Here is a 26,822-nt window from a genome sequence, read left to right as displayed (position 1 = left end):
GCGCAGCGTGCGGAGCTCAGCTCCGGTCGGCCGTGGTGCCGGAGTAGAGCGCCTCGATGTCCTCGGAGTGCGAGTCGACGACGACCGCGCGCTTGACCTTCAGGGTCGGCGTGAGCTCACCGCCCGCCTCGGAGAAGTCGGTGGGCAGGATCCGGAACTTGCGGATCTGCTCGGCCCGCGACACCGCCTGGTTGGCCTCCTCGACCGCCGCGGCGATCTCGCCCCGCAGCTCCGGGTCGTCGACGAGGTCCGACGCCGATCCACCCGCGCCGGCCGGCTTGCCGTTGCGCTCGCGCCAGCCCGGCAGCGCATCCGGGTCGATGGTGACCAGCGCCGAGATGAACGGCTTCTTGTCGCCGATCACGATGCACTGCCCGACCAGCGGGTGCGCCCGCAGCCGGTCCTCGAGCACCGCCGGGGCGACGTTCTTGCCGCCCGCGGTGACGATGATCTCCTTCTTCCGGCCGGTGATCGTGACGAACCCGGCGTCGTCGATCTCGCCGATGTCCCCGGAGTGGAACCAGCCGTCGCTCTCGATCGCGTCGGCCGTGGCCTCCTCGTTCTTCCAGTACCCCCGGAAGACGATGTCACCACGCAGCAGGAGCTCGCCGTCCTCGGCGATCCGGGCCGAGCAGCCGGGCACCGGACGGCCGACCGAGCCGATCCGCTGGGCGTCGAGCGTGTTCAGCGTGATGCCGGCCGCGGTCTCGGTGAGCCCGTAGCCCTCCAGCACCGGCAGCCCGATACCGCGGAAGAAGTGGCCCAGCCGGGCGCCGAGCGGCGCGGACCCGGAGACGGCAGCGACGACGTTCCCGCCGACGGCCGCGCGCAGCTTGCCGTAGACGAGCTTGTCGAACAGCGCGTGCTTGGCCTTGAGCACCAGGCCGGGGCCGCCCGTGTCGATCGCCTCCGAGTAGGCGATCGCGGTCTCCGCGGCGGCGTCGAAGATCTTGCCCTTGCCGTCGTTGTGCGCCTTGAGCCGCGCGCCGTTGTAGACCTTCTCGAAGACCCGCGGCACCGCGAGCAGGAAGGTCGGCTTGAACTCGGCCAGGTCGGGCAGCAGGTTCTTCACGTCCGGCGTGTGCCCGACGGTGGTCCGGGTGGTCAGCGCGCCGCACTGGATGACCTTGCCGAACACGTGCGCGAGCGGGAGGAACAGCAGCACCGAGCCACCGTGCGCGAGCAGGTCCGGAATGGTCGAGGCGATCGTGCGGACCTCGGTGACCAGGTTGCGGTGGGTGAGCTCGCAGCCCTTGGGCCTGCCGGTCGTGCCGGAGGTGTAGATCAGCGTGCAGAGGTCGTCGGCGCGGACGGCGCCCCGGCGCTCGTGCACCACGTCGTCCGGGGTGTCCGAGCCGAGGCCGGTGAGCTGCTCGACCGCCGAGGGAGCGTCCGGCGCGGCGGGCGACGGCTCGATCTGCCAGATGTTGCGCAGGCCCGGCAGGCCGTCGCGGACCTTCTCCACCGTCGCGGTGTGGTCCGCCGTCTCGACGATGATCCCGACCGCGCCGGAGTCGGAGACGATCCAGGAGACCTGGTCCGGCGAGGACGTCTCGTAGATCGGCACGGTGACGCCGCCCGCCGCGAGGATCGCGTAGTCGAACAGCGACCACTCGTAGCGGGTGCGGGACAGCACCGCGACCCGGTCGCCGGCCTGCACGCCCGCGGCGATCAGGCCGGCGGCCACCCGCGTCACCTGCTCGGCGAACTCGCGGGTGGTGACCTCGGTCCACACACCTTCCGCGTCCTTGCGGCGGAAGAGCACGTCCGAGGGGTGCTGCGCGGCGTTGGTGAAGACGGCGTCGGAGAGCGACTCCTCGGCTCCCACGGACACCGTGGCGGGGACGCTGTACTCACGCACGGGGATCGACCTCCTGGCAGCCTCGGCAGGGCATTGCGGGCCGGCACGAGCGCGCGCCGACCTGACCGGGACCGAACCTACCGTCAAGTAGGGGGTGCGTACATCGACCCGGGCATAACGGGTGGGGAACGCCGGGCGCAGGTGGCGTCCGGAGCGGATGGCACGCTGACCGGTGTGCCGGCGGTGGACGTGATCGACGAGACGTTTCTGGCCGTGTCCCGCGAGCGGGTCGCGGCCGAGTTCGCCGACCCCGCGCGGTGGTCGTCCTACTGGCCCGACCTGCGCCCGGAGATCGCGGACGACCGCGGACCCGCAGGTGTGCGCTGGACGGTCACCGGCGCGCTCACCGGCACCATGGAGGTCTGGTGCGAGGAGGTGCTCGACGGCACCGTCCTGCACTTCTTCCTGCGGGCCGACCCCGCGTACGGGCAGCAGGACGGGAACCGCCGCCGGTGGAACCGGGCCGAGGGCGACCGGCGGCACCGGGAGTTCAAGGCGCACGCGTTCGCACTGAAACGGCGCCTGGAGGGCGGGCGCCCGGCCGGTGCAGCACCGTCGGCCGGGATCGCCCCGGCGGAGGGGAAGTACTGAGTGCGGCTGCACGTCGTCTCCGACGTCCACGGTAACGCCCGCGCGCTGGCCCGCGCCGCGGACGGCGCCGACGGGCTGATCATGCTCGGTGACCTGCTCGAGTTCATCGACTACCGGGATCCGCAGAACGGGATCGTCTCCCGGCTGCTCGGCACCGCGGTCGCCGCCGAGTTCGGCCGGATGCGCCGGATCGGGGCCCCGCGGGCGCAGATGCTCGGGCTGCTCGAACGGTCCTGGGCCAGGTTCGCCGATCCGGCCGCGGCGGTCGAGGAGGCGGTCCGCGAGCAGTACGCCGCGCTGTTCGGCGTGCTGGGGTCGCTCGGCGTGCCGGTGTGGGCGATCCCGGGCAACGTCGACATGCCGGAGGCGTGGCCGGAGACCGAGGGCGTCACCCGCGCCGACGGACGGGTGATCGAGATCGGCGGCCGCCGGATCGGTTTCATCGGTGGGGTCCCGCTCCCGCCGGGGGTGGATCCGCGCCGCGCCGGGCCGTGGCAGCCGTACTTCCTGGAGCACTCCGACTGGACGGCCCGGCTCGATGCGCTCGGGCCCGCGGAGCTGCTGTGCACCCACGTCCCGCCGGCGCACCCGGTGCTGACCTACGACGTCGTCACCCGGCGGGCCGAGATCGCCAGCGCGCCGCTGACCGCCCGGATCCGGGCCGAGCAGCCGTCGCACGCCCTGTTCGGGCACGTCCACCAGCCGCTCGCCCGCCGGGCCAGGGTCGGCCGTACGGAGTGCGTGAACGTCGGGCACTTCCGCGCGCTGGAGCGGCCCTACGTGCTCCGGCTCTAGCCACCGGATAACCTCGCCGCCATGGCCGACGCGACCACCTCCTCGATCCACATCGACGCCCCGCCGGAACAGGTGATGGCCGTGGTGGCGGACTTCGAGTCGTACCCGGAGTGGACCGGCCAGATCACCGCCGTGGAGATCCTCGATCCCGGCGCGGGTGAGCGCGCGAAGCAGGTCCGGTTCTCTATGGACGCCGGCGCGATCAAGGACTCCTACACCCTCGACTACGACTGGGCGGACGACGACCGGTCGGTGACCTGGACCCTGGTCAAGGGCGGCATCCAGAAGGCGCAGGACGGTGCCTACCGGCTCGAGCCGGAGGGTGCGGGCACCAAGGTCACCTACGAGCTCTCCGTCGAGGTGAACTTCCCGATGATCGGCATGCTGCGTCGCAAGGCCGAGAAAGTGATCATCGACGCCGCGCTGAAGGGTCTGAAGCGGCGCGTCGAGAAGGCCTGAGGCCCGGCGGTCGAGGGTCGAAGCAGCGGCACGAGGCTCCTTCGGCGGGTCCGGGCGGAGATCGCTTCGGGTCGATCGTTACCCTCCGCCCCGTGCGCGTCGTGCTGTTCACCGGCAAGGGCGGGGTCGGCAAGACCACTCTCGCCGCGGCGACGGGCGCGCTGCTCGCGGGATCCGGCCGCTCGGCGCTGGTGGTGTCGACCGATCCGGCGCACTCGCTCGGTGACGCCCTGGACACCGAGCTGGGCGCCGAGCCCACGAAGGTCGCCGAAAACCTGTGGGCCGCCCACATCGAGGCCCGGCACCTGCTGGAGGGCGCCTGGGGCGAGATCCAGGGGCACCTGCGCACGATGCTCGCCGGCGCGGGCGTCGACGAGCTCGTCGCCGACGAGCTGACCGTGCTGCCCGGCGTGGAGGACCTCCTCGCGCTGGTGGAGGTCGCGCGGTACGCCGACTCCGGTGAGTACGACGTCGTGGTCGTCGACTGCGGGCCGACCGCCGAGACGCTGCGGCTGCTGACCCTGCCCGAGGCACTGGCCGGGTATGTGGAGCGGCTGTTCCCGGCACACCGGCGTGCGGTCCGCGGGCTGGTCGCGAACCTGGCCGGGGCGAAGAGCGACAACGGCGGCTGGGACCGCACGGTCGACGCGCTGGGCGCGCTCGCCGACCAGCTGGCCGGCCTGCGCGCGCTGCTCGTCGACCGCACCCGCACCTCGATCCGCCTGGTGCTCACCCCGGAGCGGGTGGTCGCCGCGGAGACCCGTCGCACCCTCACCGCGCTGGCCCTGCACGAGCTGCGGGTGGACGCGCTGCTGGCGAACCGGGTGATGCCGGGGCCGCCGCGGTCGCTACGCGGTCCCGCCGCACGCTGGCTGCGCGAGCGCGCCACCGAACAGCAGGCGGTGCTGGGCGAGCTGGGGCAGCTCGGCGCCGACGTCCCGGTCACGGCCGTGCGCTACACCGCGGCCGAGCCGACCGGGGTCGGCGCGCTGCGCGAGCTGGGGCGTTCGATCTACGGGGAGTCCGATCCGGCAGGCGCCCCGGAGGACGCGCCGGTCCGCCCGCTGATGGAGATGCGGCGCACCGCCGGGCACGGCGTCTCCCGCGACACCGAGTTCGAGCTGGACATCGCGCTGCCGGGGGCCCAGGACGCCCCGCTGGACCTGGCCCGGATCGGCGACGACATGGTCGTCGGGATCGGGTTCTCCCGGCGGGTGGTGTCGCTCCCGGCCGTGCTGCGCCGCTGCGAGGCCACCGGTGCCCGGCTGGAGGGCACCGGCGCCGACGCCCGGCTGGTGATCAGCTTCGTGCCCGATCCGGGCACCTGGATGACCTCGTGACGGGCCGGGGCTGCGGCGCCCACGCGGGGATCCCCGACGACCTGCGGGCCCTGGCACTCCAGCTGCTGGAACGGCTGCGGACGGTCGTCGAACCGCTGGGGACGGCGGCCGGGGACGGGCAGGCCCCCGACCCCGGGGCCCCGGGCGCCTGCACCGCGTGCCCGGTGTGCGCGCTGGTCGCGGTGCTGCGCGGCGAGCGTTCCGAGCTGGCGGCGCGGCTCGCCGTGCACGCCGGCGGATTGCTGAGCGTGCTGGTCGCGGTGCTGGAGGAGACGGCCGAGCAGCCGCCGCGCCACTCGGCCGCGGACGCCCACCGCCCGCACGGTCGCGGGCGTTCGGTCCAGCGGATCGTGGTGCACCGGACGTGAGCGTGGGTCCCCGTGCACTCACGATCGGGGTCGACGTCGGTGGGACCAGCGTGCGTGCGGGTGTGGTCGACGCCGACGGCGAGGTCCTCGACACCGCCACGGCACCGACCCCGCGCACCGACGACGCCCTCGAGGTGGCGATCGCCGGCACCGTCACGGAGCTCCGCGGCCGCTACCCGGTGCGTGCCGCCGGGCTCGCGCTGGCCGGGTTCGTCGACGCCCCGCGCGGCCTGGTCCGCTACGCCCCGCACCTGTCCTGGCGCGACGCCCCGGTCGCAGGCCGCATCTCCGAGCGCCTCGGCGGGCTGCCGGTCGTCGTCGAGCACGACGCGAACTCCGCAGCGCTGGCCGAGCGGCGGTACGGGGCCGCGGCCGGGGCCTCCACCGTCGTGCTGGTCGCGATCGGCACCGGCATCGGCGGCGCGCTGCTGCTCGGCGGCGAGCTGTTCCGCGGGGCGCACGGGGTCGCGCCGGAGCTCGGGCACCTGCGTGTCGTGCCGGACGGCCGGGCCTGCCCGTGCGGCAAGCGCGGCTGCTGGGAGCGCTACTGCAGCGGGACCGCGCTGGCCGCCACCGCGCTGGAGCTGATCTCGGCCGGCGACGTGCCGGGACCCTCCGTGCTCGCCCGTGAGGCGGCCCGCGACCCCGGCCGGATCACCGGCAGGCGGGTCGCCGCCGCGGCCCGCGAGGGCGACCCGGTCGCCCGGGCCGCGCTCGACGACCTGGGCCGCTGGCTGGGGGAGGGGCTGTCCCTGGTCGCGGACGTCTTCGACCCGGACCTCGTGGTGGTCGCCGGCGGGGTCTCGGTGTCCGCGCCGCTGTTCCTCGACGCCGCCCGCGAGCACTACGCGCGGATCGCGACCGGGGCGTCACACCGGCCGCTGGCCCGGATCCGCACGGCGCAGCTGGGCGCCGCGGCCGCCGTCGTGGGCGCGGCCACCCTGGCGCGGGAGGGCGCGGGTCAGAGGCGCGAGCCGTCGTCGTAGAGGTCGGGGCCGTCGTCCCGCGGGTCGGTGGTCCACAGCCGCAGCACCAGCCAGGTCAGCCCGGCGGCGATCAGCACCAGGCCCAGCGGCAGCGGCCAGGTGCCGCCGGCACCGAGCACGCCCGGCGCGACGCAGAGCAGCAGACCCAGCAGGATCAGCCCGCCCCCGACGACGGCCGGCGGGCCCGGGCGGGGCAGCGGCGGCGGGTCGGGCGGGTGGTAGTGCCCCTCGTCCTGGTCGACCGGCTCCGACGGCCCGGGCCGGTGTACCGCGCCGTCCCGGGGCTGCACGGCGGGTTCGGCCGGTTCGGCGGGTTCCGGCGGCCAGTCGGGGACCGAACCCTCGCTGCGCCAGTCCGCGACGATCGACTCGAAGTCGTCGTCGGGTCGGTCGCCCCGGCCACGTGCTGGCTCCATGCCCGTCCTTCCCGGCTCGTGCCGGCCCATCCTGTCATGCCGCCCCACCCGGGCCACCGCCGTGCCGGGACGCACACCGGGCGTGAGCACGGCCCCGTTGTGAGGAGCGGCGGACGCTCCGTAGGCTGACCCGGCGAAGTCGGTAGGGAGGCAGCGCAGGGTGCTGTACTGGTGGTCCAAGTTCGTCCTGCTCGGCCCGCTGATGCGGTTGTTCTGCCGACCCGAGATCAAGGGCGCGGAGAACGTGCCCCTCCACGGCGGCGCGATCCTCGCCAGCAACCACCTGGCGGTCGCCGACTCGTTCTTCCTCCCGTTGATGCTGCCGCGCCGGGTGACCTTCCTGGCCAAGCGCGAGTACTTCACCGAGCCCGGTGTCCGCGGCTGGTTCAAGAAGCAGTTCTTCACCGGCGTCGGCCAGGTGCCGGTGGACCGCTCCGGCGGGTCCGCGGCGCGCGCGGCGATGGACACCGCGGTACGGCTGCTCGGCGAGGCGAAGCTCCTCGGCATCTACCCGGAGGGCACCCGCTCACCCGACGGCAGGCTCTACAAGGGCAAGACCGGTGTCGCCCGGATGGCCCTGGAGGCCGGCGTCCCGGTGATCCCGGTCGCGATGGTCGGGACCGACAGGGTGAACCCGATCGGCTCGAAGATGTGGCGCCCGCGCAAGGTGCAGATCGTCATCGGTGAGCCGCTGGACTTCAGCCGCTACGAGGGCATGGCCGGGGACCGGTTCATCGAGCGGTCGATGACCGACGAGATCATGTACAACCTCATGGAGCTGTCCGGGCAGACCTACGTCGACCTCTACGCCGCGTCGGTCAAGGAGCGGGCCGCGACCGACTCGCCGCCGCCCGCCCCGTCCCGCTCGTCGGGACAGCGGCCCGACGCGAACGTGCCGGACTCGCGGGCGAGCTGACGCCCGCCGGCCGGTGCGTGATCACCGGTCGTGGAGTGTCCCGTACGCGAGGCGTCGCCGGCGCTCCACGGGCGTCGGTCACCGGCCGGACACGTAGGCTCAGATGGGGACCGGGCGGCCGATGAACGGCCGCTGACCAGCAACAACGGATCGGGTATGCGCTTCTTCTACGACTGCGAGTTCATCGAGGACGGCACCACGATCGACCTGGTGTCGATCGGCGTCGTCGGTGAGGACGGCCGCGAGTTCTACGCGGTCTCCACCGAGTTCGACCCGGACCGGGCCGGCAAGTGGGTGCGCGCCAACGTGCTGCCCAAGCTGCCGTCGCCGGCGGACCGGGCGTGGATGTCCCGGTCCCGGATCCGGGACGAGCTGCTCGAGTTCTGCACCTCGGCGCCCGGTGACGTCGAGCTGTGGGCCTGGATCGCCGCCTACGACCACGTCGTGCTCTGCCAGCTGTGGGGCGCGATGCCCGCGCTGCCGCGGGCGATGCCCCGGTTCACCCGGGAGCTGCGCCAGCGCTGGGAGGACGCCGGGCGTCCGACCCTGCCGGTGCCGCCCCCGGACGCGCACGACGCGCTCGCCGACGCCCGGCACAACCTGCGCCGGTGGGAGGTGATCTCCGAGGTCCTCGGGACGGGGGCCGGGACGCCGGCGCCGAGCGCACAGGCCTAGGCTGGTCCCCGTGAACTGGTCCGTCGACGCGCCGATCGACGTCCTCCCGGAGCTGCCGCCGCTGCCCGCGGACCTGCGCTCCGCGCTGGACGACGCCCTCTCCCGTCCCGCCGCGCAGCAGCCCGAGTGGCCCGACCCGGAGAACGTCGGCCACGTGCGGACGGTCCTGGAGTCCGTGCCGCCGGTGGTGCTGCCGCCCGAGGTGGACCGGCTGCAGACCCGGCTGGCCGACGTCGCGAACGGCGAGGCGTTCCTGCTGCAGGGCGGCGACTGCGCCGAGACGTTCGTCGACAACACCGAGCCGCACATCAGGGCCACGATCCGCACGTTGCTGCAGATGGCCGTCGTGCTGACCTACGGCGCGTCGCTGCCGGTGGTGAAGGTCGGCCGGATCGCCGGCCAGTACGCCAAGCCGCGCAGCAGCTCGATCGACTCGGCGGGCCTGCCATCCTACCGCGGGGACATCGTCAACGCGCTCGCCCCCGACCCGCAGGCCCGGATCCCGGACCCGTCCCGGATGATCCGCGCCTACGCGAACGCGTCCGCCGCGATGAACATGGTCCGCGGCCTGACCGCGACCGGCATGGCCGACCTGACCAAGGTGCACGACTGGAACAAGGACTTCGTGCGGACCTCGGCGGCGGGCGTGCGGTACGAGGCCGTCGCCGCCGAGATCGACCGCGCGGTCCGGTTCATGGACGCCTGCGGCGTGCAGGACCACAACCTGCACCAGGTCGAGTTCTACGCCAGCCACGAGGCGCTGCTGCTCGACTACGAGCGCGCCATGCTGCGCCTGGACCTCGAGCGTGACGACAGCGGCGGCGCGTCGCCGAAGCTCTACGACCTGTCCACGCACTTCCTCTGGATCGGGGAGCGCACCCGCCAGCTCGACGGCGCACACGTCGCGTTCGCGGAGCTGCTGGCCAACCCGATCGGCATGAAGATCGGCCCGACGACGACGCCGGACCAGGCCGTCGAGTACGTCGAGCGGCTCGACCCGCACAACCGTCCGGGCCGGCTGTCGCTGATCTCCCGGATGGGCAACGACAAGGTCCGCGACGTGCTGCCGGCGATCGTCGAGAAGGTCACCGCCTCCGGGCACAAGGTGATCTGGCAGTGCGACCCGATGCACGGCAACACCCACGAGGCCTCCACGGGGTACAAGACCCGGCACTTCGACCGGATCGTCGACGAGGTGCAGGGCTTCTTCGAGGTGCACCGCTCGCTGGGCACGCACCCGGGCGGCATCCACGTCGAGGTCACCGGCGAGGACGTCACCGAGTGCCTGGGCGGCGCGCAGCGAATCTCCGACACCGACCTGGCCGGGCGTTACGAGACCGCCTGCGACCCGCGGCTGAACACCCAGCAGAGCCTGGAGCTGGCGTTCCTCGTCGCGGAGATGCTGCGCGGGTAGTACTACCGAGCCGGATGTCCGATTCGTCCGGCTAGGCTCCGCGCATGGAGCTGGTGCTGCTGGTACTCGTGGGGATCCTCGGGTGGCGGGCCTGGACGGCGTTCGGCGAGGCCCGTGCCGGTCACGCCCGGTGGACCCGCGGGCTCGGCGCTACTCACGCCGGCGTCGCCGAGCTGGTCGGGATGGCCGACGCGGTGCGGTCCGATCTCGGGGCCGGTGCGTTCCGGAAGGTCGTCGCCCTCACCGGGACCGTCGAGGCGACGGCGGAGGGCGCCCGGCCCGCGCCGGTCAGCGGGACCGCATCGGTGTGGTTCCGGGTGCTCGAGGTGCGGCTCTCGCGCGGGAAGAAGGGCGGCACCGACCACGACGTCGTCGGTGACCGGCGGTGGGACACCCGGTTCCGGCTGCGGGACGGCGACGCGGCGGTGCTCGTCGACACCCGGGACGCGCAGGTCGACGTCCCGGCCGCCGAGCGGCGCCGCGACGAGCACGAGCCCGGACTCGGAGGGGAGCGGGACTTCGGGGTCTTCCGGATGCTCGACCCGACACTGGGCCACGAGCGCACCGAGTGGCGGATCGAGCCGGGTACCCGGCTCACCGTGATCGGCGAGGCCCGCCTGCACGGCGACGAGGTGCGGATCGCGGCGTCGCCGGAGCAGCCGCTCACGATGACCGCGTCCGAGCGCAGCGACCACATCGAGGGCGGCCGGACGGGCAGCCGCGCGGCGGTGCGCCGGGCCGCCGGCTACGCGGCCGGTGCCGTGCTGGTCCTTGTGGTCGTCGTGCTGCTCTGAGTCGCGCGTGCTGCTCTGAGACACGCGGGTCCCGGGTGTGTCCGGTTCACGGCGGTGCGGTGCTGGCGCGCACGGCCAGGCGGGACGCCAGCGGCGCGGGCCCGGGCGTGTCCGTGCCGGTGAGCAGCGCGGTCAGCCGGTGGGCGGCGGCGCGGCCCAGCTCCTCGGCGGGCAGCGCCACGCTGGTCAGCGGGGGAGCGGTCACCTGTGAGTACGGCAGGTCGTCGAAACCGGCGACCGCGAGGTCACCGGGCACGTCGAGGCCCAGCCGGTGGGCGGCGGCGAGTACCCCGTAGGCGAGGGTGTCGGCGGCCGCGACGACCGCCGTCGCCCCCGCGTCGAGCCAGCCGGGGATCGCGCCGACCGCCGTGTCCGCGGCGGCGTCCAGGCTGAGCCCGGCGCGCACCGGTCCGGCGCTGCCGTCCGGGGTACGGTCCGATCGGGTGCTGCCGTCCGGGGTACGGGCCGATCGGGCGCTGTCGTCCGGGGCGCGGTCCGGTCGGGTGCTGTGGTCCGGGGTGCGGGCCGATCGGGTGCTGCCGTCCCGGGCACGGTCTGATCCGGCGCTACCGTCCCGGGCGTGGCCGGTGGCGGCCGGCGGGCGGTCGGGGTCGTCGCCGGCGCCGAGCACGGTGATGCCGTGCGTCGCGGCGATCTCGCGCAGCCACGCGCGACGCACGGCGAAGGTGGCCGACGGCGTCGCCCCGTCGAGGTAGGCGATCGTCCGGTGCCCGGCCGCGGCGAGGTGCCCGACCAGGGCACGGACTCCGGGACGCAGGTCGAAGGTGACGGTCGCGGCACGGTCCTCGAACCCGGGGGCGTCGAGCAGCACCAGCGGCGGGCCGCCCGGGTCGAGCTCGTCGAGGAAGGTCGGCGACGGCGCGTGCACCAGCAGGCCGGCCGGCCGGAACGCCGCGACCCGGCGGACGTCGTCGGCGCCGGGCTGGGTGCCGCTCGCGATGACCGACAGCATCAGCTGGTGCCGGTCGCCGAGCGCCTCGCGGATCCCGGTCGTGACCCGGCCGAAGTAGGGGTTGGGCAGGTCCGGGGCCAGCAGCACGACGAGGTCGGTGCGTCCCCGGGCCAGCGAGCTCGCGGCGTGGTCGACGACGTAGCCCAGCTCGTGCACCGCGGTGCGCACCCGCTCGGTGATCGCCGGCGAGACCCGCCCGCGAGACTTGCCGTTCACCACCAGCGACACGGTCGAGACACTGGTCCCGGCGCGCTCGGCCACCATCGCCGCGGTCACCCGCGGCCCTCCCGCTCCGTCCACCCGGTGAGGGTACCGGTACGCGTCACACATCAAGCGCTTGACGTCACGCGCTTGACGTCGCAGAGTGCGCTGCGGCCGAGTACCCAGATCTACGACGAGGTGGAGATCCGCGCATGGCGGAGAAGATCATCCTGGACTGCGACCCCGGGCACGACGACGCGATCGCCCTGCTGCTCGCCCACGGCAGCCCCGACATCGAGCTGCTCGCCGTCACCACCGTGGTGGGCAACCAGACCCTGCCGAAGGTCACCCGCAACGCCCTGTCGGTGGCGACGCTGGCCGGGATCACCGGCGTCCCGTTCGCGGCCGGCGCCGAGCGGCCGCTGCAGCGCGAGGTCGCGGTCGCCGTGGACATCCACGGCGAGACCGGACTGGACGGGCCGGAGCTGCCCGAACCCGCCTTCGGCGTCACCGGCGGGCACGCCGTCGACCTGATCGTCGACACCGTCATGGCCCACGAGCCGGGCACCGTGACCCTGGTCCCGACCGGCGGCCTGACCAACATCGCCCTCGCCGCGGCGCGCGCCCCGGAGATCGTCGAGCGGGTGCGGCGGGTGGTGCTGATGGGCGGTGGCGTGCACGTCGGCAACCTGACCCCGGTCGCGGAGTTCAACATCGCGATCGACCCGGAGGCCGCGGACGCCGTGTTCTCGGCCGGCTGGGAGGTCGTCATGGTCGGGCTGGACCTGACCCACCAGGCCCTGGCCACCCCGGCCGTGCGGCACGCGATCCGCACCGTCGGGACCGGCCCCGCCCGGTTCGTCGACGAGCTGCTCGAGTTCTTCGAGCACAGCTACCGCGACGCGCAGGGGTTCGAGGCGCCCCCGGTGCACGACCCCTGCGCGGTCGCGTACGTCATCGACCCGACGATCGTCCGTACCGTGGCGGCGCCGATCGTCGTCGAGACGGCGGGCCGGCACACGACCGGGATGACGGTCGTCGACCTGCGCCGTCCCGCCCCGGCGGACTGCCGCACGCACGCCGCCGTCGAGCTCGACCACGCGCGGTTCTGGGACCTCGTGACCGACGCGCTGGTCCGCATCGGCGAGCCCGGCAACGGCGTGACGGAGCGGTCCGCATGACCGCCACCGACCGGCGGCCGGTCGTCACGCTGATCGTCGCCGTCCTCGCCGCCTGTGTCGCGTTCCAGCTCAACGCCTCGATGCTCAGCCCCGCGCTGGTCACGATGGCCCGCGAGCTCGGCACCGACGACGCGACCATCGGTCTGTCCCAGACGATGTTCTTCACCCTGGCCGCGATGTTCTCGCTGTTCCTGCCGCGGCTCTCGGACATCGCGGGCCGCAGGCGGGTCCTGCTGGTCATGCTCGCCGTGATGCTCGTCGGCAGCGCGGTCGCCGCCCTCGCCGTCTCGGTCGAGATGCTGTTCGCCGGGCGGATCCTGCAGGGCATCACCGGCCCGGTGGTCCCGATCGGCCTGCTGATGCTGCGCAGCGAGATCGCCGACCCGCGCCGCTACGGCGCCGCGCTGGGCCTGATCACCGCGGTCAACGGCGGCGTCGCCGGGGTCGACGCGATCCTCGGCGGCTGGCTCGCCACCCACTTCGGATTCCGTTCGATCTTCTGGGTGATCGCCGCGACGACCGTCGTCGCGCTGGCGCTCGTCGCGGTGTGGGGGGTCGAGTCGCGCCCGTCGGCAGGCACCCGGATGGACTGGCGCGGCGTCGCCCCGCTGGTCGTGTCGGTCGGGGCGCTGCTGATGGCGTTCGACGAGGCCGGCGCGCTCGCGGCGGCGAACTGGCCGCTCGTCGGTGGGTACGGCGCCCTCGCCGTGGTGGCGTTCGTGGTGTTCTGGCGGTTGCAGGACCGCACCGAGGAGCCGCTGATCGCGACCCGGTACCTGCGCCGACGGGCCACCTGGGCCACCCTCGGCACGACGCTGCTGACCATGACCGGGGTGTTCGCCGTCGTCAACGGGCTGGTCGCCTCGCTCGCCCAGAACACCGGTGCCGGGTTCGGGCTGCAGGCCGACCTGACCGCGCTGGCGCTGCTCGCGCCGTACGCGCTGATCGGGTGGGTCGTCGGCCCGTTCGCCGGCCGGATCGCGCCGGTGCTCGGCTACCGGTTCGTGCTGCGGATCGGTCTCGCCGGCAGCGTCGCCGCGACGCTGTTCATGGCGTTCGGCGGGGTCCGGTCGTTCACCATGCTCGTGATCGCGACGCTGGTACTCGGTGTCACCTACGCCGGCATCGCCAACATCATGCTCAACGGCCTGGGGATCGTGCTGTCCCCGCCCGAGAACCCGGGGATGCTGCCCGGGTTGAACGCCGGCGCGTTCAACCTCGGTGCCGGCATCAGCTTCGTGGTCCTGCCCGCCGTGCAGGTGGCCGTGGGTGGCGCGGAGCAGGCGAGCACCGCGGGGTACTCGGCGGGCATGCTGGTCGGCGCCGCCTGCACCGCCGGTGCGCTGGCGATGTCGCTGCTGATCCCACGGCCGGCGACGGCCGAGACGGGCACCCCGCAGCCGCGGGAGCTGGAGGACGTGCGATGAGTGCGGTGCTGGTGGTCGGGTCGTTGAACGCCGACCTGGTGGTCCGGACCGAGCGGTTCCCGTCCGCCGGGGAGACGGTCGCCGGGGCCGATCTCGTGGTCGGGCCCGGCGGGAAGGGCGCCAACCAGGCCGTCGCCGCCGCCCGGCTGGGCGGGGACGTCGCCATGGTCGGCGCGGTGGGAGCGGACGCCCACGGCACGCTGGTGCGTGACTCCGTCGCCGCCGCCGGGGTGGACGTCACCCGGGTCGCCACCCGCCCGGACGCCACCACCGGTACCGCGGTGATCACCGTCGACGCGTGCGCGGACAACACCATCGTCGTGTCGCCCGGTGCGAACGGGACCCTGTCGGCGGGCGACCTGCCGGCGTTCGACGGCGTCGCGGTGCTCACGCTGTCCTTGGAGGCCCCCCTGGACACGGTGCTGGCCGCGGCCCGGGCCGCCCGCGCGGCCGGCACGACGGTGCTGCTCAACCTCTCCCCGTTCGGGCCGGTTCCGGACGGGCTGCTGGAGAGCACCGACGTCCTCGTCGTCAACGAGCACGAGGCCGCGCTGCTGGGGGAGCACCCGGTCGCCCGCACGATCGTCACGCACGGTGCGCGGGGCTGCGTGGTCGACGACGCCGGTGCGACGACCACGGTCGACGCGCTCCGGGTGGAGCCGCTGGACACCACCGGCTCCGGGGATGCGTTCCTCGCCGCCGTCGCGGTCCGGCTCGCCGCCGGGGACACCCTGGCCGACGCGGCACGCCACGCGGTCCGGGTGGGCGCCTTCGCGGTGACGGTCGCGGGCGCGCAGCTGCCGGAGATCACCGGGGACGTCCGCGCGCGGTACGGCCTCCAGGACGTCCCGCCCGGACCGGCAGAGGTCGACGATCACGCCAAGGCGCGCCGGGCGTAGGACTTCATGCGACGCAGCCGCCAGTACGCGGCGAGGAAGTAGATGACCGTTCCGGTGCCTGCGATCCAGAAGAACAGGTCGCGGTGTTCGAGGTAGGTGGCGAAGTCCGGACTGAAGAAGAGCACGAACACGGCGCCGGCGGAGATCACGACGAGGTCGACGATCCACACCACCTTGAGCACGCTGGTCAGCGTCCGGCGGTCGGTCGTGTCGCCGCCGGTGGCAGCCTTCTCTGCCTGCTCGGTGTGGAACACCTTCACCCGCTCTGCGAAGAGCTTGTCGGCGGCCTCGCCCTCGGGGTACCGCTCGGCTGCACCCATCCTCCTGGCGAAGACGATGTACAGGGGGATGGAGAGCAGGAACACGGGAGGGAACAGGAGGTAGGCGGGGACGAGGCCGAGCACGAGCGTCATCACGGCGAGCGCGACCGGAATTCCCCAGGCCAGCAGCGCAGGGGTGTTGCGCGTGCCCTTGTAGCGCGCCCAGAACGTCGTCATCCCGAGGCGCGGCAGCAGGTAGTGCTCGGCGATCAGGATCCCGCCGATCGGCACCAGGACGATCCCGATGTAGGTCACCAGGTTCAGGTAACCCCGGTAGATGAACGGGAACAGCGCCGCCACGACGACGACCGCGCCGAGGATCAGAGTCACCTTCTGTCGCGACAGCTGCGGGAACATGCCCTGGCCGGCGAGTCCGGAGCGATAGAGGTTGGCGTTGGCCGTCGTCCACCCACCGATGACGACGGTGACGAGGCCGGCGTAGCCCAGAGCCTGGAACGCGACGGCTCCGGGCTCGATGACCTCGATGCTGGTCGACACGATCGCCGCCGCTGCCGCGCCCATGAACCCCGCCGAGACCCAGGCCATGTAGTGACCGAGGAACATCCCGGTGCCGGACAGGTAGCCGTACCAGCTCTTCTTCGCGTACCGCAACAGCGACATGTCGATGAGCCCGGCGTGGGCGAAGCTGTTGGCGGCCCAGGCGTACCCGATGATCCCCACCAGCGTGATCCCCGCCTCGCCGCTGGGCGTCGTACCCGTGAAGACCGCGCTCCCGCCGATCTCGATGAACTCGCTCCAGCTGCTCAGCGTGGGGCTCCCGGTCACCGAGTCGGCGAGTGCCGGGATCAGCACCAGGCCACCGGTCGCGAACATGACCATCAGCCAGGGACCACAGATGCTGGCGAACTCGGCGAGCGCGTTGAAGCCGTAGGCCGCCACCAGGACCGCGACCGCGCCGAAAGCCAGCGCGAGGACGACGAAGCCCCAGTGAGTGGGATAGGCCTCCTCCTGCGCCGGGAAGCCGAAGATGATGCGCAGGGCGGTCGCCGAGACGGTGATCATGGCGGCGGAGATGACCGCGAAGACGACCGCGTTCACCCCGTTGTAGAGCTTCGAGGTCAGCCCACCGGCGGCCCGATCGAGGTAGGTGTAGACGCTCAGCCGGGTCTGCGTGGCGATCGGCGCGGTGATGAACCGGAAGCTCAGTACCGCGAGCAGGTTACCGATCGCCAGACCGATGAGGACGTCGACGACCCCGGCGCCGAGGGCCACGAAGGTCGCGCCGAAGACGAACTCGGTTCCTGCGACGTTCTCGGCGGCATAGAGCCCCCCGAAGTGCCCGGGTCCGTGCAGCTCGTGTTCGCCGACGGGGAGCTGCTCGGCATCGAGGCCCTCGATCTGCCGGTCGACCTGCTCCACAGTGTTCTCGGCCATACGCTCCTTCGCTGCACCGGCGGGCTGTGATCTACGCCTCGGGCACGCTACCGGTGAGGTGGCCGAGGCCGCAGGACGAGGAGCAGCGCCGCTCCAGAGGGAGGAGCAGTGCTGCTCTAGAGAACGGTCAGGGTGATCGTGTCGCCCGGCTCGGCGTCGCTGCCCGAGTCCGGGTCCTGACCGACGACCCGGCCGTCGCGGCGGCCGAACGGGAAACTGCGGTCGATGTCGACGTCGAAGTCCTTCGACTCGAGCAGCTCCTCCGCCTCGTCGGCCGACATCCCGATCACGAACGGCACACCGGACGGCCGGTCGGGCTCCGGTTCCGGGGTGGGTGGCGTCGGAGCGGGTTTCGCGCCGCTGCTGGTGACCAGCGTGACCGCGGATCCGCCCGGCAGCCGGGTGCCCGCCGGCGGGTCGGTCCGGATCACCGCGCCGGCCGGCACGTCCGAGCTGAACTCCTCGGCCGTCGTCGACCGGACGGGGGTGAGCCCGGCCTGCCGCACGGCCTCCTCGACGTCGGCGACGGAGCTCCCGGCCGGGGCCTCCGGCACGGTGGGGCGCCCGGTGGAGACGATCAGCGTGACCGTCGACCCGCGCAGCACCCTCGTCTCGGCGGCCGGGTCGACCTCGGCGACGACGTCCGGCGCGACCTCGTCGTCGGCCCGCTCGGTGACCGACGGTGCCAGATCCGACTCGGCGACCAGGGCCGTCGCGCGGTCACGGTCCATACCGGTGACGACCGGCATGGTGGTCCAGCGGCCCGAACCCAGCCACCACGCGCCGGTACCGGCGAGCGCGGCGAGCAGCACCAGCAGCACCATCCACAGCGCGAACACCCGCCGGCCGCGGCGGCGCTGTGAGCGCAGATCGGCCCGCGACAGCGCCTCCGGCTCACCCGCCGGGGTGACGGCGGTGCCGTGCACCCCGCGCGGCGCGACCCTGGTGCCGGACGGCCGTACCGCGGCGTCGGCGTGCACCCGGCGGGGCGCCGCGGGCAGGGTGGCGCCGTCGTCGGGCGGCGGGGGCCCCGGCGGACGCGGCACCCCGGTACGGGGCAGGCCCAGCCGGTCGGCGACTGCGAGCAGCTCGCGGCGGAGGTGCTCGGCGTCGACCGGGCGGTCCTCCGGGTCGCGGGCGGTGGCCCGGGCGACGAGCTCGTCCACCTCCGGGGGAAGACCGGGGACGGTCGCCGACGGGGGCGGGACGTCCTCGTTCACATGCCGGTAGGCCACCGACAGCGGGTTGTCCGCGGTGTAGGGCGGCTGCCCGGTGAGCATCTCGTAGAGGACGACGCCGGCGGCGTAGACGTCGCTGCGCCCGTCGGCACGCCCGGAGACCACCTGCTCCGGGGACAGGTAGGCCATCGTCCCGAGGATCATCCCGGCGTGGCTGACACCGGCCTCCGCGGCCGCGGTGAGGAGCCCGAAGTCGGCGACCTTCACCTCGCCGGACGACGCGATGAGCACGTTCTCCGGCTTCACGTCCCGGTGCACCATGCCGAGCCGGTGTGCGCGGGCGAGCCCTGCCAGTACCGGTTCGAGGGTCTGCACCGCGGCCGGCAGCCCGAGCGCACCGCGGGCGCGCAGCACGTCGCGCAGCGTCCCACCGTCGACCAGCTCCATGACGACGAACAGGCTGGGCTCGCCGAGCGGACCGGCCGGGACGGTGCCCCGGTCGTACACGGCGACGACGGACGGGTGGTCGATCCGGGCGGCCAGCCGGGCCTCCCGGTCGAAACGGGTACGGAACGCCTGGTCGCCGGCCATCCGGGGGTCCATGACCTTGATCGCGACCGCGCGCTCGAGCCGGGTGTCGGTACCGTGGTACACAGTCGACATCCCGCCGCGGGCCAGTACCGGCCCGATGCGGTAGCGGCCGTCGAGCAGCGCGGGGGCGGAGCCGTCGGCCACCATCCGCCCGGCCCCACCCGGTGTACCGGGCTGTGCCGGTCCGGACGGTGCGCTCACGCCGGGAAGGCTACTTCAGCGTCGGTCACGGTCCGTGCGGGTGGTCCAGGGGCCCGGCCGGGACGGGTGGGGCGGGCCCGCACCGGTGTGAAACAGTGTGCGGTTGTGAAGGAGTCCCTCCCCGCGGCCGTCACCGAGGAGACGCTGACCGTCTCCGACGTCGCGGCCCGGTTGTCGATCCCCGCCTCCCGTGTCGTCCAGCTGGTGCGCGACGGCCAGCTGCTGTCGTTCCGCCACAAGCGTGAGGTCGTCATCCCGGCAGCGTTCCTGACCGACGACGACGACGTCGTGCGTGGGCTGTCCGGCACGATCATCTCGCTGCGCGACGGCGGCTACCAGGACCGCGAGATCCTGACCTGGCTGTTCACCGAGGACGAGTCGCTGCCCGGCTCGCCGATCGGTGCGATGCGGGCGGGCAGGCACAAGGAGGTCACGCGCCGCGCCCAGGCGATGGCCCTCTGACCGCGGCCTCCGGGCCGGCCGGACGTCTCAGCCGCGGCCGGTGCGCTCCCGGGCGAGCTGCCTGCCCCGCACGGTGAGCGCCCGGGCCAGCCCCGGTAGCGCGACGGCGGCGCGGCGCCGGTTCGGTACCGCGACGCGGCGGGTCAGCACGTCATAGCCGGCGTCGGCGATCTCGTCGAGGATCTTCGAGTACAGCGTCCGCGCCGCCCCGACGCACGCCCGGGACACCGGCTCCAGCATCGCGATCCCCGGATCGGCCCGCCGGTAGGTGGCGCGGGTGCGGGCGACCAGGTGGGCGAGCGCGCGCCGGACCCGGGGATCGGCCCGCCCGGTGCGCCGGGACCAGGTGAGCACCTCGCGATCCACCCCGAACGCCGCCAGCTCGTCCGCCGGCAGGTAGATCCGGCCGCGGTCGAGGTCCTCGCCCACGTCGCGCAGGAAGTTCGTCATCTGGAACGCGACGCCGAGCAGCGCGGCGTGCGGCTCCGCCTCGGCCCGCGGTACCACCGTCCCGAGCACGGGCAGCGTCTGCAGCCCGATGACGGCGGCCGAGCCGTGCACGTAGACCGCCAGATCCGCGTCGGTCGGGTAGCCCGTCACCGTGAGGTCCATCCGCATCGAGACCATGAAGTCCCGGAAGAGCTGTGGGTCCAGCGAGTGCCGGCGGGCGGTCTCGGCGACGGCGACGACCTCGGGCCGGCTGTCCGGCAGCGGGCCCCCGGCCAGCGCGGCCTCGAGCTGGCGGTCGAGCGCGTCGAGCGCGCCGTGCGGGTCACCGCCACCGGCTCCGGCCGGATCGTCGACGATCTCGTCGGCGAACCGGGCGAAGCCGTAGAGCGCGTGGATGTCCACCCGGCGCCCCGGGGGGAGCAGCCGGGTCGCGAGATAGTACGTGCGCCCGTGCTCGGCGTGCAGCGCCCGGCAGCCTGCGTACGCGGCGCGCAGCGCGGGATCGGTCAGGCCGGCGGCGTCGAGCTCGGCGCGCACCGCCCGCTCAGCCGCGATCGCGGACACCGTCGATCACCGCGGTGGTACCGCGCACACCGGACCGGTCCCCGGAGCCGGCCACCCGATCGTCGGGCGCGCCGGGCGGACGGCCCCGGCGCAGGCCCAGCGGGTCCGGGCGCAGCAGCGAGACCGCGGCCAGCACGCCGGCGACGGCGCACAGCAGCAGGAACGGCCAGACGTAGAGCGCCGTCTCGCCGTTCGGGAAGTAGACGATCATCAGCCAGACCGAGCCGAACACCACCCACTGCATGCCGCGGGCGCTCCACGCGGTCATCGCCAGCAGGCAGAAACCCCAGCTCAGATACCACGGCAGCGTGGTCGGCGCCAGCACGGCGGCGAGGGCCATCGCGATCGCCGCGTTCCGGATCGCGACGGTGCCGCCCTCGCGGGCCTTCCACCACAGGGCCGCGATGAGCACGGCGAGCACGCCGCCGCCGATCGCCCGGAAGGTGTCGACGAACGCCTGCTCGTTCACCTCGTCGACGACGATCCCGACCAGCCCGGCGGCCGCCTGCCCGGCCCCGGTGGACCAGGACAGCCAGTTCACGATCATGGACGGCGCGCTCAGGGCGGGCAGCCAGCCCAGCCCGAACCCGCTCACCCAGGTGCAGCCGCCGAACACGACGAGGAACATCGCCACCGACGGGACACCCGCCCGGACCAGCCGGGAGAAGAACCCGCCGGTCAGCCGGGCCGCCCAGATCAGCACCAGGAACGGCAGGATCAGCCCGGCCGAGGCCTTGACCGCCATGGCCAGCGATCCGACGGCGACGGCCCACCCGGGGCGGTCCTGCAGCGCGAGCAGTGCGGCGAGCGGGATCAGGCCGACGACCAGCAGGTCGTTGTGTACCCCGCCGACCATGTGGACGATCATCACCGGGTTCGCGACGGCGATCCACAGCGCCACCGCGGGGCGCCCGCCGAGCCGGCGGGTCAGCGCCGGGAGCACCGCGATCAGCAGCGCCACGCCGGTGAGCAGTGCCAACCGCATCGCGATCACGCCGACGAGCACGTTCTGGCCGACGAGCAGCACGATGCCCTGGGCCAGCAGGATGAACAGCGGCCCGTACGGCGCCGGGGTGTCCTGCCAGAAGAAGTGCACGTTGTCGGTGAAGATCCCGCCCATCGCGTCCGGCCCGAACAGGTACGGGTCGAACCCGGCCAGCGGCAGGGCGCCCTGCGCGAGGTAGCTGTACGGGTCCCGGGTGAACAGCGGCGGGGTGATCAGCATCGGGAGCGCCCAGATCCCCGACACCGTCAGCACCGCGCGCCCTCCGGCCCGGCGGGCGAGTACCTCGCGGCCCAGCCGCACCCACGCCCACACCATCAGGGCCAGCCCGGTGTACACCACGAGCGAGGCCAGGATCTGGCCGTGGCCGTAGCGCCAGAACGACAGCGCCGAGTTGCCCAGGATCGGGTCCCGCACGGGGATGCCGCCCCCGCCGGGCGCGCCGATGAACATCAGCACGGTCCCGGCCAGGCCGAGCAGCAGGATGCCACGTGGCGGACGGCCGAGCCGGTCGGCGAGACCCGCCCGGCGGGACGGCCGGCTGCCGCTCCGGGGGGCACTCACGTCCCCGGCCGGAACGGCCGGCTCGGGACCCGCCGGACGGGGGAGCGGGGGCGAGGAATGGGCGGTCATCGTGGGTGGATCGTCCCACGGGCGGCGCAGTGCCGGTTCCGCGACCCTCGACCTCCGGGCCGCGGCGCCGCCGCTGATTCCGGGTCGCCGTGGCGCCGCCCGAGATCCCGCGTCGCCGCGCGCCGCCCGCGATTCCGGGTCGCTGCGGCGCCGCCCGCCGTTCCGGGTCGCCGCGGCGCCGCTCGCGATTCGGGGTCTCAGCGCACCGCCCGGGCCCCCGCGGCCCGGCCGGAGTGTTCCGCCGGGCGGGCGCCGGTGATCCGCTCGGCGGCGAGCCGCCCGGAGATCAGGACCGGCGGGATGCCGACGCCGGGCGTCGTGCCGCACCCGGCGAGCACCGCGTTGGCCACCCCCCGCACCAGGTTCCGTGGCCGGAACGGCCCGGTCTGCGTCAGGGTGTGCGATGCGGAGAACGGCGTGCCCGCGGCCATCCCCGCGTCCGTCCAGTCCTGCGGCGTCCACAGCCGGGTCCAGCTCGGCTCGGCTCCCGGATCGACCAGCCCGCGGTCGGCCAGCACGCCGAACAGCTCCTCGGCGTAGGCGGGGCCGACCCGGTCCCAGTCGATGCCCGGGGCGACGGCGGTGTTCGGGCAGGGCGCCAGCACGCTCAGCAGCTCCCGGCCGGCGGGCTGCAGACCCGGGTCGGTCAGCCCGGGCCGGGTGACCAGCAGCGACGGGTCGCTCATCAGACGGCCGTCGTCGATGATCTCGCGGAACGTGCGTTTCCAGGCGGCGCCGAACGAGATCGTGTGGTGGTGCTGCGCGCCGTCTCCCACCGGCCCGGCGGGCGCGGGCATCCCCGCGTGCACCACCACCGCGGACGGTGACCAGCGCAATCCGGCCGGGCGGCGCGGCGGTCCGCCGAGCAGCTCGTAGGCGGCCGGCAGCTCCGGCGTGAGCACCACGGCATCGCAGGCGATCTCGGCGGTGCCGCTGCCGGAGGAGTCGTCGGAGGTGCGGTCGGAGGTGCCGTCCTGGTCACGGTGCCGGACGGCGGTGACCCGGTCCCCGGAGCGGACCAGCCCGGTCACCGTGCGGCCGTAGTGGATCTCGGCGCCGGCGTCGGCCGCGGCCGACGCCAGTGCGGTCCCCATCGCCCGCATGCCGCCGCGGGGGAACCACACCCCGGCGACGGTGTCCATGTAGGCGATCACGCCGTACGCGCCCAGTGCGTGCTGCGGGGCGACCCCGGCGTAGAGCGACTGGAACGAGAAGATCCGCTGCAGCCGCTCGTCGGGCAGGTACCGCTCGATCCGCCGCCCGAGGCGGCCGAAGCCGCCCAGCGCGGCCAGCCGGGCCAGGTCCGGTCCGAGCAGCGAGAACGGCGAGTCCATGTTCGCGCCGATGAAGGAGTCCATCTCGGCCCGGTACAGGTCGGTCAGCCAGCGCCGCAGCCGCCGGTAGCCGGCCGCCGAATCCGGGCCGCACGTCCGGCGGATCTCGTGCTCCATCGCGGCGGCGTCGGTGTGCACCGCGATCGCCGAACCGTCGGCGAACTCGGCCCGGTACGCCGGGTCGAGCCGGACCAGGTCGAGCCGGTCCGCCGTCGTCTCGCCCACCGCGGCCAGCGCCGACTCCAGCAGCTCGGGCATGGTCAGCACGGTCGGGCCGGTGTCGAGCCGGTATCCGCCGTGGGCGTCGGTGACGTCGAGCCGTCCGGCGCGGCCGCCCGGGAACGACTCGCGCTCGACGATCGTGACCCGGCGGCCCGCGCCGAGCAGGTGCAGCGCCGCCGACAGCCCGGCGAGGCCCGCACCGACGACCACGACGTGGTCGGTGCGCCCGTCGATCCGCCTCACCACGCCCGCCGGGTGGCGCGCTCGGCCAGCTCGAACAGGTGCGACCGGCCCGGCTCGGCGACCGGGGCGGCGTCGAGCGCATCCAGGGCGGACCCGGTCAGGGCGGCGATCCGCTGTTCGACGGTCTGCACCGCGCCGAGCTCGGACAGCACCGCGCGGACCCGCTCCAGGTCCGGCTCCGGGTGCCCGAGAGCGCCGGTCACCACGTCGTGGGCGGCCCGGTCCCCGCGCTGCTCCGCGCGCTGCAGTGCCGAGGCGATCAGCAGCGTCCGCTTGCCCTCGCGCAGGTCGTCGCCTGCCGGCTTGCCGGTCACCCGCGGGTCGCCGAACACGCCGAGCAGGTCGTCGCGCAGCTGGAAGGCGACGCCGATGTCCCCGCCGTAACGGCGGTAGGCGCCGAGGATCTGCGGGTCCGCGCCGGCGATCGCGGCGCCCAGGTGGAGCGGGCGTTCCACGGTGTAGGCCGCCGTCTTGAACCGGTCGATCTTGAGTGCGGTCGCCTCGGTGGTGTCCCCGGACGCCTGCGCCAGCACGTCCAGGTACTGCCCGGACAGCACCTCGGTGCGCATCGCCCGCCACGGTTCGGCCGCCCGCGCGTGCGCGCCCTCGGGGAGCGCCGCGGAGTGGAACATGTCGTCGGCCCACACCTGGGCGAGATCGCCGGCGAGGATCGCCACCGCGGCACCGAACCGAGCGGCCGGGCCGGACCAGCCGTTCGCCGCGTGGGTGCGGGCGAACTCCACGTGCACCGTCGGCCGGCCGCGGCGGGTGGCGGAGGCGTCCATCAGGTCGTCGTGCACCAGGGCGCAGGCCTGCACGAGCTCCAGCGAGGCGATCGCCGTCAGGACTCCCTGGGCGTGCTCGGAGCGCGGGTCGCCGCCCGCACCGCGCCAGCCCCACCAGGCGAACGTCGGCCGCAGCCGCTTCCCGCCGCCCAGCACGAATCCGGCCAGTGCGTCGGCGATCTGTGCGACGGCCGGATCGACACCCAGCACGTCGGCGCGGCGCCGGTCCAGGTACCCGGCCAGCACGCGTTCGACGTGCTGGGGAAGCGCGTCGTCGAGCGGTGCGGCGCCGGCCTCCGTGACGTCGGTCTGGCCGGAGGAATCGGACACGGGAGCGGGGCGGTCGACCACGGATCCAGGCTATCGATGAGGTGCGCTCAGCACCCGGCGACGGGTGCTGGTGTGTCCTGGGGCACCGACAGGACCGAGATCAGCACGTAGGGTCCCCTACGTGACGACGACTTCTGTATCCACGGTGACCGAGCGGATCAGTGTCGACCGCCCCTTCTTCGCGGTGGAGTTCTTTCCGCCGAAGGACGACCAGGGCGAGGCAGATCTCTGGCGGGCGATCCGCCGCCTGGAAGTGCTCGACCCGGCGTACGTGTCGGTGACCTACGGTGCGGGCGGCTCCAGCCGTGACCGCACCGTGCGCACCGTCGAGCGGATCGCCACCGACACCACGCTGTGCTCGATGGCCCACCTGACGGCGGTGTCGCACTCGGTCGACGAGCTGCGACACGTGATCGGATCGCTGGCCGCGGCCGGCGTGCGCAACATCATGGCCCTGCGCGGGGACCCGCCGGGTGACCCGCTGGGTGAGTGGGTCAAGCACCCGGAGGGGCTCGAGTACGCCGACGAGCTCGTCTCGCTGATCAAGCGATCCGGGCCGTTCTGTGTGGGCGTGGCGGCCTTCCCCTACGGGCACCCGCGCTCGACGGACCTGGACATCGACACCGAGCGGCTGATCGGGAAGTTCCGGGCGGGCGCGGAGTTCGCGGTGACCCAGCTGTTCCTGGAGCCCGAGGGCTTCCTGCGGCTGCGCGACCGGGTCGCGGCGGCCGGGTTCGATCAGGCACTCGTGCCCGGGATCATGCCGCTGACCTCGGAGAAGACCTTCCACAAGGGGCCGGAGCTGTCCGGCTCTCCGCTGCCGGAGGCGCTGGTCGAGCGACTGGCGCCCTACACCGGGGACGCCAAGGCGTTCCGGGCGGCGGGCATGGAGGTCACCGGTGAGCTGTGCGAGCGGCTCATCGCCGAGGGCGTACCGGGCATCCACTTCTACTCGCTCAACCGGTCGACGGCGACGACGGAGCTCGTCGAGCGGCTGGGACTGGCGCCGCGGCGCGGCGCGGCGGACCGGGCCGAGGCCGTTCTGCCGGTGTAGGCGCTCCGCTCGTGTGTGGTCCGGCGGACCCGGACCACACACGGGCGGTCTCATCTGCGGATCAGCGGGTTCCGGTCGCGCCGCGCGAGCAGGACGGTCGCGCCCGCCGCCACCGCGACCAGCGTCGTCAGCAGCAGCGACCAGCCCAGCACGGACGGTGCGTTCGGATCGGTGGAGAGCACCGAGGCGTTCAGCGGGGAGACCTCGCCGGGGGCGAAGGTCCAGGTGACGGTGCCGCCGTCGGCCTCGCCGTCGGTCTCGACGACCTCGCCGGGGAAGCTCATCGCCAGCCGGATGTCCGAGCGGTCCACCGGCATCGTGGTCAGATCGGCACGGCCCTGCACCGCGATCCGCTCGCCGACCCGGCGCATCTCCAGATTGGCCCGGCCGGAGGCGGACCCGCCCAGGACGGCCAGCTGGGACACCTCGGGGAAGGTCAGATCCTCGAACGCCGCCTGCGACCCGATGAACCCGTCCTGGTCGTACGGCGACACCTCGATCTTGCCCTCCAGCTCCGGGGGCACGGTCATCTCGGGACCCGCCCCGTTGGGGGCGCCCTCCGGGGTGGCGACGACGATCTCGCCGTCCACCGTGTCGTCCGGCTGGACGGCCATCGCGACCTGGACCCGGGTGCAGCCGGTGAGCGTGACCAGGACCAGCACCGCGAGCAGTACCGCAGCCTTCGAGCGGGCCTTCCAGGGGGCCTTCGTGCGGCGGCGCGGGACGTCGGCGGTCCTGGGGAACGGCATGGCGGTCATCGT

General features: G+C 73.9%; 25 protein-coding genes. 15 read left to right on the top strand and 10 right to left on the bottom strand.

Annotated elements, in window-relative coordinates; translation table 11 throughout:
- Positions 1-16 precede the first annotated feature (16 nt).
- Entirely contained in the window at positions 17-1,861 is a 1,845-nt protein-coding gene (locus JOF36_RS24990) for an AMP-dependent synthetase/ligase (protein WP_210031282.1), read from the bottom strand.
- A 174-nt stretch (positions 1,862-2,035) separates the two neighbouring features.
- Here JOF36_RS24990 and JOF36_RS24985 point away from each other — a divergent pair, with 174 nt between their 5' ends.
- The 6 genes from JOF36_RS24985 (at position 2,036) to JOF36_RS24960 (ending at position 6,400) form a co-directional block, all read left to right on the top strand.
- Positions 2,036-2,452, top strand: a complete 417-nt coding sequence (locus tag JOF36_RS24985; protein WP_210031281.1) for a polyketide cyclase / dehydrase and lipid transport — start codon at positions 2,036-2,038, stop codon at positions 2,450-2,452.
- Positions 2,453-3,247 (top strand): metallophosphoesterase family protein, encoded by a 795-nt coding sequence (locus JOF36_RS24980; protein WP_210031280.1) that lies wholly within the window; start codon positions 2,453-2,455, stop codon positions 3,245-3,247. It begins immediately after the preceding gene.
- A gap of 21 nt (positions 3,248-3,268) precedes the next feature.
- Complete coding sequence (locus JOF36_RS24975; protein ID WP_210031279.1) at positions 3,269-3,706, top strand: SRPBCC family protein; 438 nt, start codon at positions 3,269-3,271, stop codon at positions 3,704-3,706.
- A 92-nt stretch (positions 3,707-3,798) separates the two neighbouring features.
- Positions 3,799-5,046: an ArsA family ATPase gene (locus JOF36_RS24970; protein ID WP_210031278.1), complete on the top strand. Its 1,248-nt coding sequence runs from the start codon at positions 3,799-3,801 to the stop codon at positions 5,044-5,046.
- Positions 5,043-5,414 carry a hypothetical protein gene (locus tag JOF36_RS24965; protein WP_210031277.1) on the top strand — a complete coding sequence of 124 codons (372 nt, stop codon included), beginning with the start codon at positions 5,043-5,045 and terminating at the stop codon, positions 5,412-5,414. Before JOF36_RS24970 ends, JOF36_RS24965 begins: the two co-directional genes overlap by 4 nt.
- Entirely contained in the window at positions 5,411-6,400 is a 990-nt protein-coding gene (locus JOF36_RS24960; RefSeq protein WP_307862583.1) for an ROK family protein, read from the top strand. Before JOF36_RS24965 ends, JOF36_RS24960 begins: the two co-directional genes overlap by 4 nt.
- Here JOF36_RS24960 and JOF36_RS24955 read toward each other — a convergent pair.
- A complete protein-coding gene (locus JOF36_RS24955; RefSeq protein WP_210031276.1) occupies positions 6,376-6,816 on the bottom strand; it encodes a DUF308 domain-containing protein in 441 nt (146 codons plus the stop codon). The genes JOF36_RS24960 and JOF36_RS24955 overlap by 25 nt on opposite strands.
- Before the next feature lie 160 nt (positions 6,817-6,976).
- Between JOF36_RS24955 and JOF36_RS24950 the strand changes: the two genes are divergently transcribed.
- From JOF36_RS24950 to JOF36_RS24935, 4 genes are all read left to right on the top strand, one after another.
- Positions 6,977-7,732 (top strand): lysophospholipid acyltransferase family protein, encoded by a 756-nt coding sequence (locus tag JOF36_RS24950; protein WP_210031275.1) that lies wholly within the window; start codon positions 6,977-6,979, stop codon positions 7,730-7,732.
- A 156-nt stretch (positions 7,733-7,888) separates the two neighbouring features.
- Positions 7,889-8,407 carry a polyadenylate-specific 3'-exoribonuclease AS gene (locus JOF36_RS24945; protein ID WP_210031273.1) on the top strand — a complete coding sequence of 173 codons (519 nt, stop codon included), beginning with the start codon at positions 7,889-7,891 and terminating at the stop codon, positions 8,405-8,407.
- A 10-nt stretch (positions 8,408-8,417) separates the two neighbouring features.
- Complete coding sequence (locus tag JOF36_RS24940) at positions 8,418-9,821, top strand: class II 3-deoxy-7-phosphoheptulonate synthase (RefSeq protein ID WP_210031272.1); 1,404 nt, start codon at positions 8,418-8,420, stop codon at positions 9,819-9,821.
- A gap of 44 nt (positions 9,822-9,865) precedes the next feature.
- On the top strand, positions 9,866-10,615 hold the full coding sequence (locus tag JOF36_RS24935) for a GIDE domain-containing protein (RefSeq protein ID WP_210031271.1): 750 nt from the start codon (positions 9,866-9,868) through the stop codon (positions 10,613-10,615).
- A 46-nt stretch (positions 10,616-10,661) separates the two neighbouring features.
- On the opposite strand, the gene JOF36_RS24930 is transcribed toward JOF36_RS24935, so the two are convergent.
- Complete coding sequence (locus JOF36_RS24930) at positions 10,662-11,888, bottom strand: LacI family DNA-binding transcriptional regulator (protein ID WP_210031268.1); 1,227 nt, start codon at positions 11,886-11,888, stop codon at positions 10,662-10,664.
- A 113-nt stretch (positions 11,889-12,001) separates the two neighbouring features.
- On the opposite strand from JOF36_RS24930, the gene uriH reads away from it, so the two are divergent.
- From uriH to JOF36_RS24915, 3 genes are read left to right on the top strand one after another with little or no spacing between them, the layout of a single operon-like run.
- Entirely contained in the window at positions 12,002-12,970 is a 969-nt protein-coding gene (uriH, locus tag JOF36_RS24925; protein WP_210031267.1) for a uridine-preferring nucleoside hydrolase UriH, read from the top strand.
- The gene (gene uriT / locus JOF36_RS24920; RefSeq protein ID WP_210031266.1) at positions 12,967-14,397 is read left to right on the top strand and encodes a uridine transporter UriT; all 1,431 of its coding nucleotides are present in this window, start codon (positions 12,967-12,969) and stop codon (positions 14,395-14,397) included. The genes uriH and uriT overlap by 4 nt, the downstream gene beginning before the upstream one ends.
- The gene (locus JOF36_RS24915) at positions 14,394-15,296 is read left to right on the top strand and encodes a ribokinase (RefSeq protein ID WP_210031265.1); all 903 of its coding nucleotides are present in this window, start codon (positions 14,394-14,396) and stop codon (positions 15,294-15,296) included. Before uriT ends, JOF36_RS24915 begins: the two co-directional genes overlap by 4 nt.
- On the opposite strand, the gene JOF36_RS24910 is transcribed toward JOF36_RS24915, so the two are convergent.
- Both JOF36_RS24910 and pknB read right to left on the bottom strand, forming a co-directional pair.
- On the bottom strand, positions 15,272-17,011 hold the full coding sequence (locus tag JOF36_RS24910; RefSeq protein ID WP_210031264.1) for a purine-cytosine permease family protein: 1,740 nt from the start codon (positions 17,009-17,011) through the stop codon (positions 15,272-15,274). The two genes, JOF36_RS24915 and JOF36_RS24910, sit on opposite strands and share 25 nt — an antisense overlap.
- A gap of 116 nt (positions 17,012-17,127) precedes the next feature.
- Positions 17,128-18,981, bottom strand: a complete 1,854-nt coding sequence (gene pknB, locus JOF36_RS24905) for a Stk1 family PASTA domain-containing Ser/Thr kinase (RefSeq protein ID WP_210031263.1) — start codon at positions 18,979-18,981, stop codon at positions 17,128-17,130.
- Positions 18,982-19,086: 105 nt separating this feature from the next.
- Here pknB and JOF36_RS24900 point away from each other — a divergent pair, with 105 nt between their 5' ends.
- A complete protein-coding gene (locus JOF36_RS24900) occupies positions 19,087-19,443 on the top strand; it encodes an Rv2175c family DNA-binding protein (protein WP_210031262.1) in 357 nt (118 codons plus the stop codon).
- A gap of 27 nt (positions 19,444-19,470) precedes the next feature.
- On the opposite strand, the gene JOF36_RS24895 is transcribed toward JOF36_RS24900, so the two are convergent.
- The 4 genes from JOF36_RS24895 to JOF36_RS24880 all read right to left on the bottom strand — a co-directional run bounded on the left by JOF36_RS24895 (position 19,471) and on the right by JOF36_RS24880 (position 25,007).
- The gene (locus tag JOF36_RS24895; RefSeq protein ID WP_210036224.1) at positions 19,471-20,448 is read right to left on the bottom strand and encodes a phytoene/squalene synthase family protein; all 978 of its coding nucleotides are present in this window, start codon (positions 20,446-20,448) and stop codon (positions 19,471-19,473) included.
- Positions 20,438-22,024: a polyprenol phosphomannose-dependent alpha 1,6 mannosyltransferase MptB gene (gene mptB / locus JOF36_RS24890; RefSeq protein WP_307862582.1), complete on the bottom strand. Its 1,587-nt coding sequence runs from the start codon at positions 22,022-22,024 to the stop codon at positions 20,438-20,440. The genes JOF36_RS24895 and mptB overlap by 11 nt, the downstream gene beginning before the upstream one ends.
- A 266-nt stretch (positions 22,025-22,290) precedes the next feature.
- Positions 22,291-23,892: a phytoene desaturase family protein gene (gene crtI, locus JOF36_RS24885; RefSeq protein ID WP_210036223.1), complete on the bottom strand. Its 1,602-nt coding sequence runs from the start codon at positions 23,890-23,892 to the stop codon at positions 22,291-22,293.
- Positions 23,889-25,007, bottom strand: coding sequence for a polyprenyl synthetase family protein (locus JOF36_RS24880; protein WP_372447461.1), 1,119 nt, complete (start codon positions 25,005-25,007; stop codon positions 23,889-23,891). The genes crtI and JOF36_RS24880 overlap by 4 nt, the downstream gene beginning before the upstream one ends.
- A 121-nt stretch (positions 25,008-25,128) precedes the next feature.
- Between JOF36_RS24880 and JOF36_RS24875 the strand changes: the two genes are divergently transcribed.
- Positions 25,129-26,061 carry a methylenetetrahydrofolate reductase gene (locus JOF36_RS24875; RefSeq protein WP_307862581.1) on the top strand — a complete coding sequence of 311 codons (933 nt, stop codon included), beginning with the start codon at positions 25,129-25,131 and terminating at the stop codon, positions 26,059-26,061.
- 50 nt (positions 26,062-26,111) lie between these two features.
- Here the strand turns inward: JOF36_RS24875 and JOF36_RS24870 are convergent, their stop codons facing one another.
- Positions 26,112-26,810: an LppM family (lipo)protein gene (locus tag JOF36_RS24870; RefSeq protein ID WP_210031255.1), complete on the bottom strand. Its 699-nt coding sequence runs from the start codon at positions 26,808-26,810 to the stop codon at positions 26,112-26,114.
- Positions 26,811-26,822 lie beyond the last annotated feature (12 nt).

It is taken from the genome of Pseudonocardia parietis, from assembly GCF_017876315.1.
Taxonomy (GTDB): Bacteria; Actinomycetota; Actinomycetes; order Mycobacteriales; family Pseudonocardiaceae; genus Pseudonocardia; species Pseudonocardia parietis.
This window is presented reverse-complemented; position numbering and strand designations above follow the sequence as displayed.

What these genes read in the sequence shown, in the direction of transcription:
- uriH (WP_210031267.1), top strand. Translation starts at nt 12,002, where the DNA reads ATGGCGGAGAAGATCATCCTGGACTGCGACCCCGGGCACGACGACGCG.
- JOF36_RS24915 (WP_210031265.1), top strand. Translation starts at nt 14,394, where the DNA reads ATGAGTGCGGTGCTGGTGGTCGGGTCGTTGAACGCCGACCTGGTGGTC.
- JOF36_RS24945 (WP_210031273.1), top strand. Translation starts at nt 7,889, where the DNA reads ATGCGCTTCTTCTACGACTGCGAGTTCATCGAGGACGGCACCACGATC.
- JOF36_RS24870 (WP_210031255.1), bottom strand. Translation starts at nt 26,810, where the DNA reads ATGCCGTTCCCCAGGACCGCCGACGTCCCGCGCCGCCGCACGAAGGCC.
- JOF36_RS24975 (WP_210031279.1), top strand. Translation starts at nt 3,269, where the DNA reads ATGGCCGACGCGACCACCTCCTCGATCCACATCGACGCCCCGCCGGAA.
- JOF36_RS24910 (WP_210031264.1), bottom strand. Translation starts at nt 17,011, where the DNA reads ATGGCCGAGAACACTGTGGAGCAGGTCGACCGGCAGATCGAGGGCCTC.
- JOF36_RS24955 (WP_210031276.1), bottom strand. Translation starts at nt 6,816, where the DNA reads ATGGAGCCAGCACGTGGCCGGGGCGACCGACCCGACGACGACTTCGAG.
- JOF36_RS24935 (WP_210031271.1), top strand. Translation starts at nt 9,866, where the DNA reads ATGGAGCTGGTGCTGCTGGTACTCGTGGGGATCCTCGGGTGGCGGGCC.
- uriT (WP_210031266.1), top strand. Translation starts at nt 12,967, where the DNA reads ATGACCGCCACCGACCGGCGGCCGGTCGTCACGCTGATCGTCGCCGTC.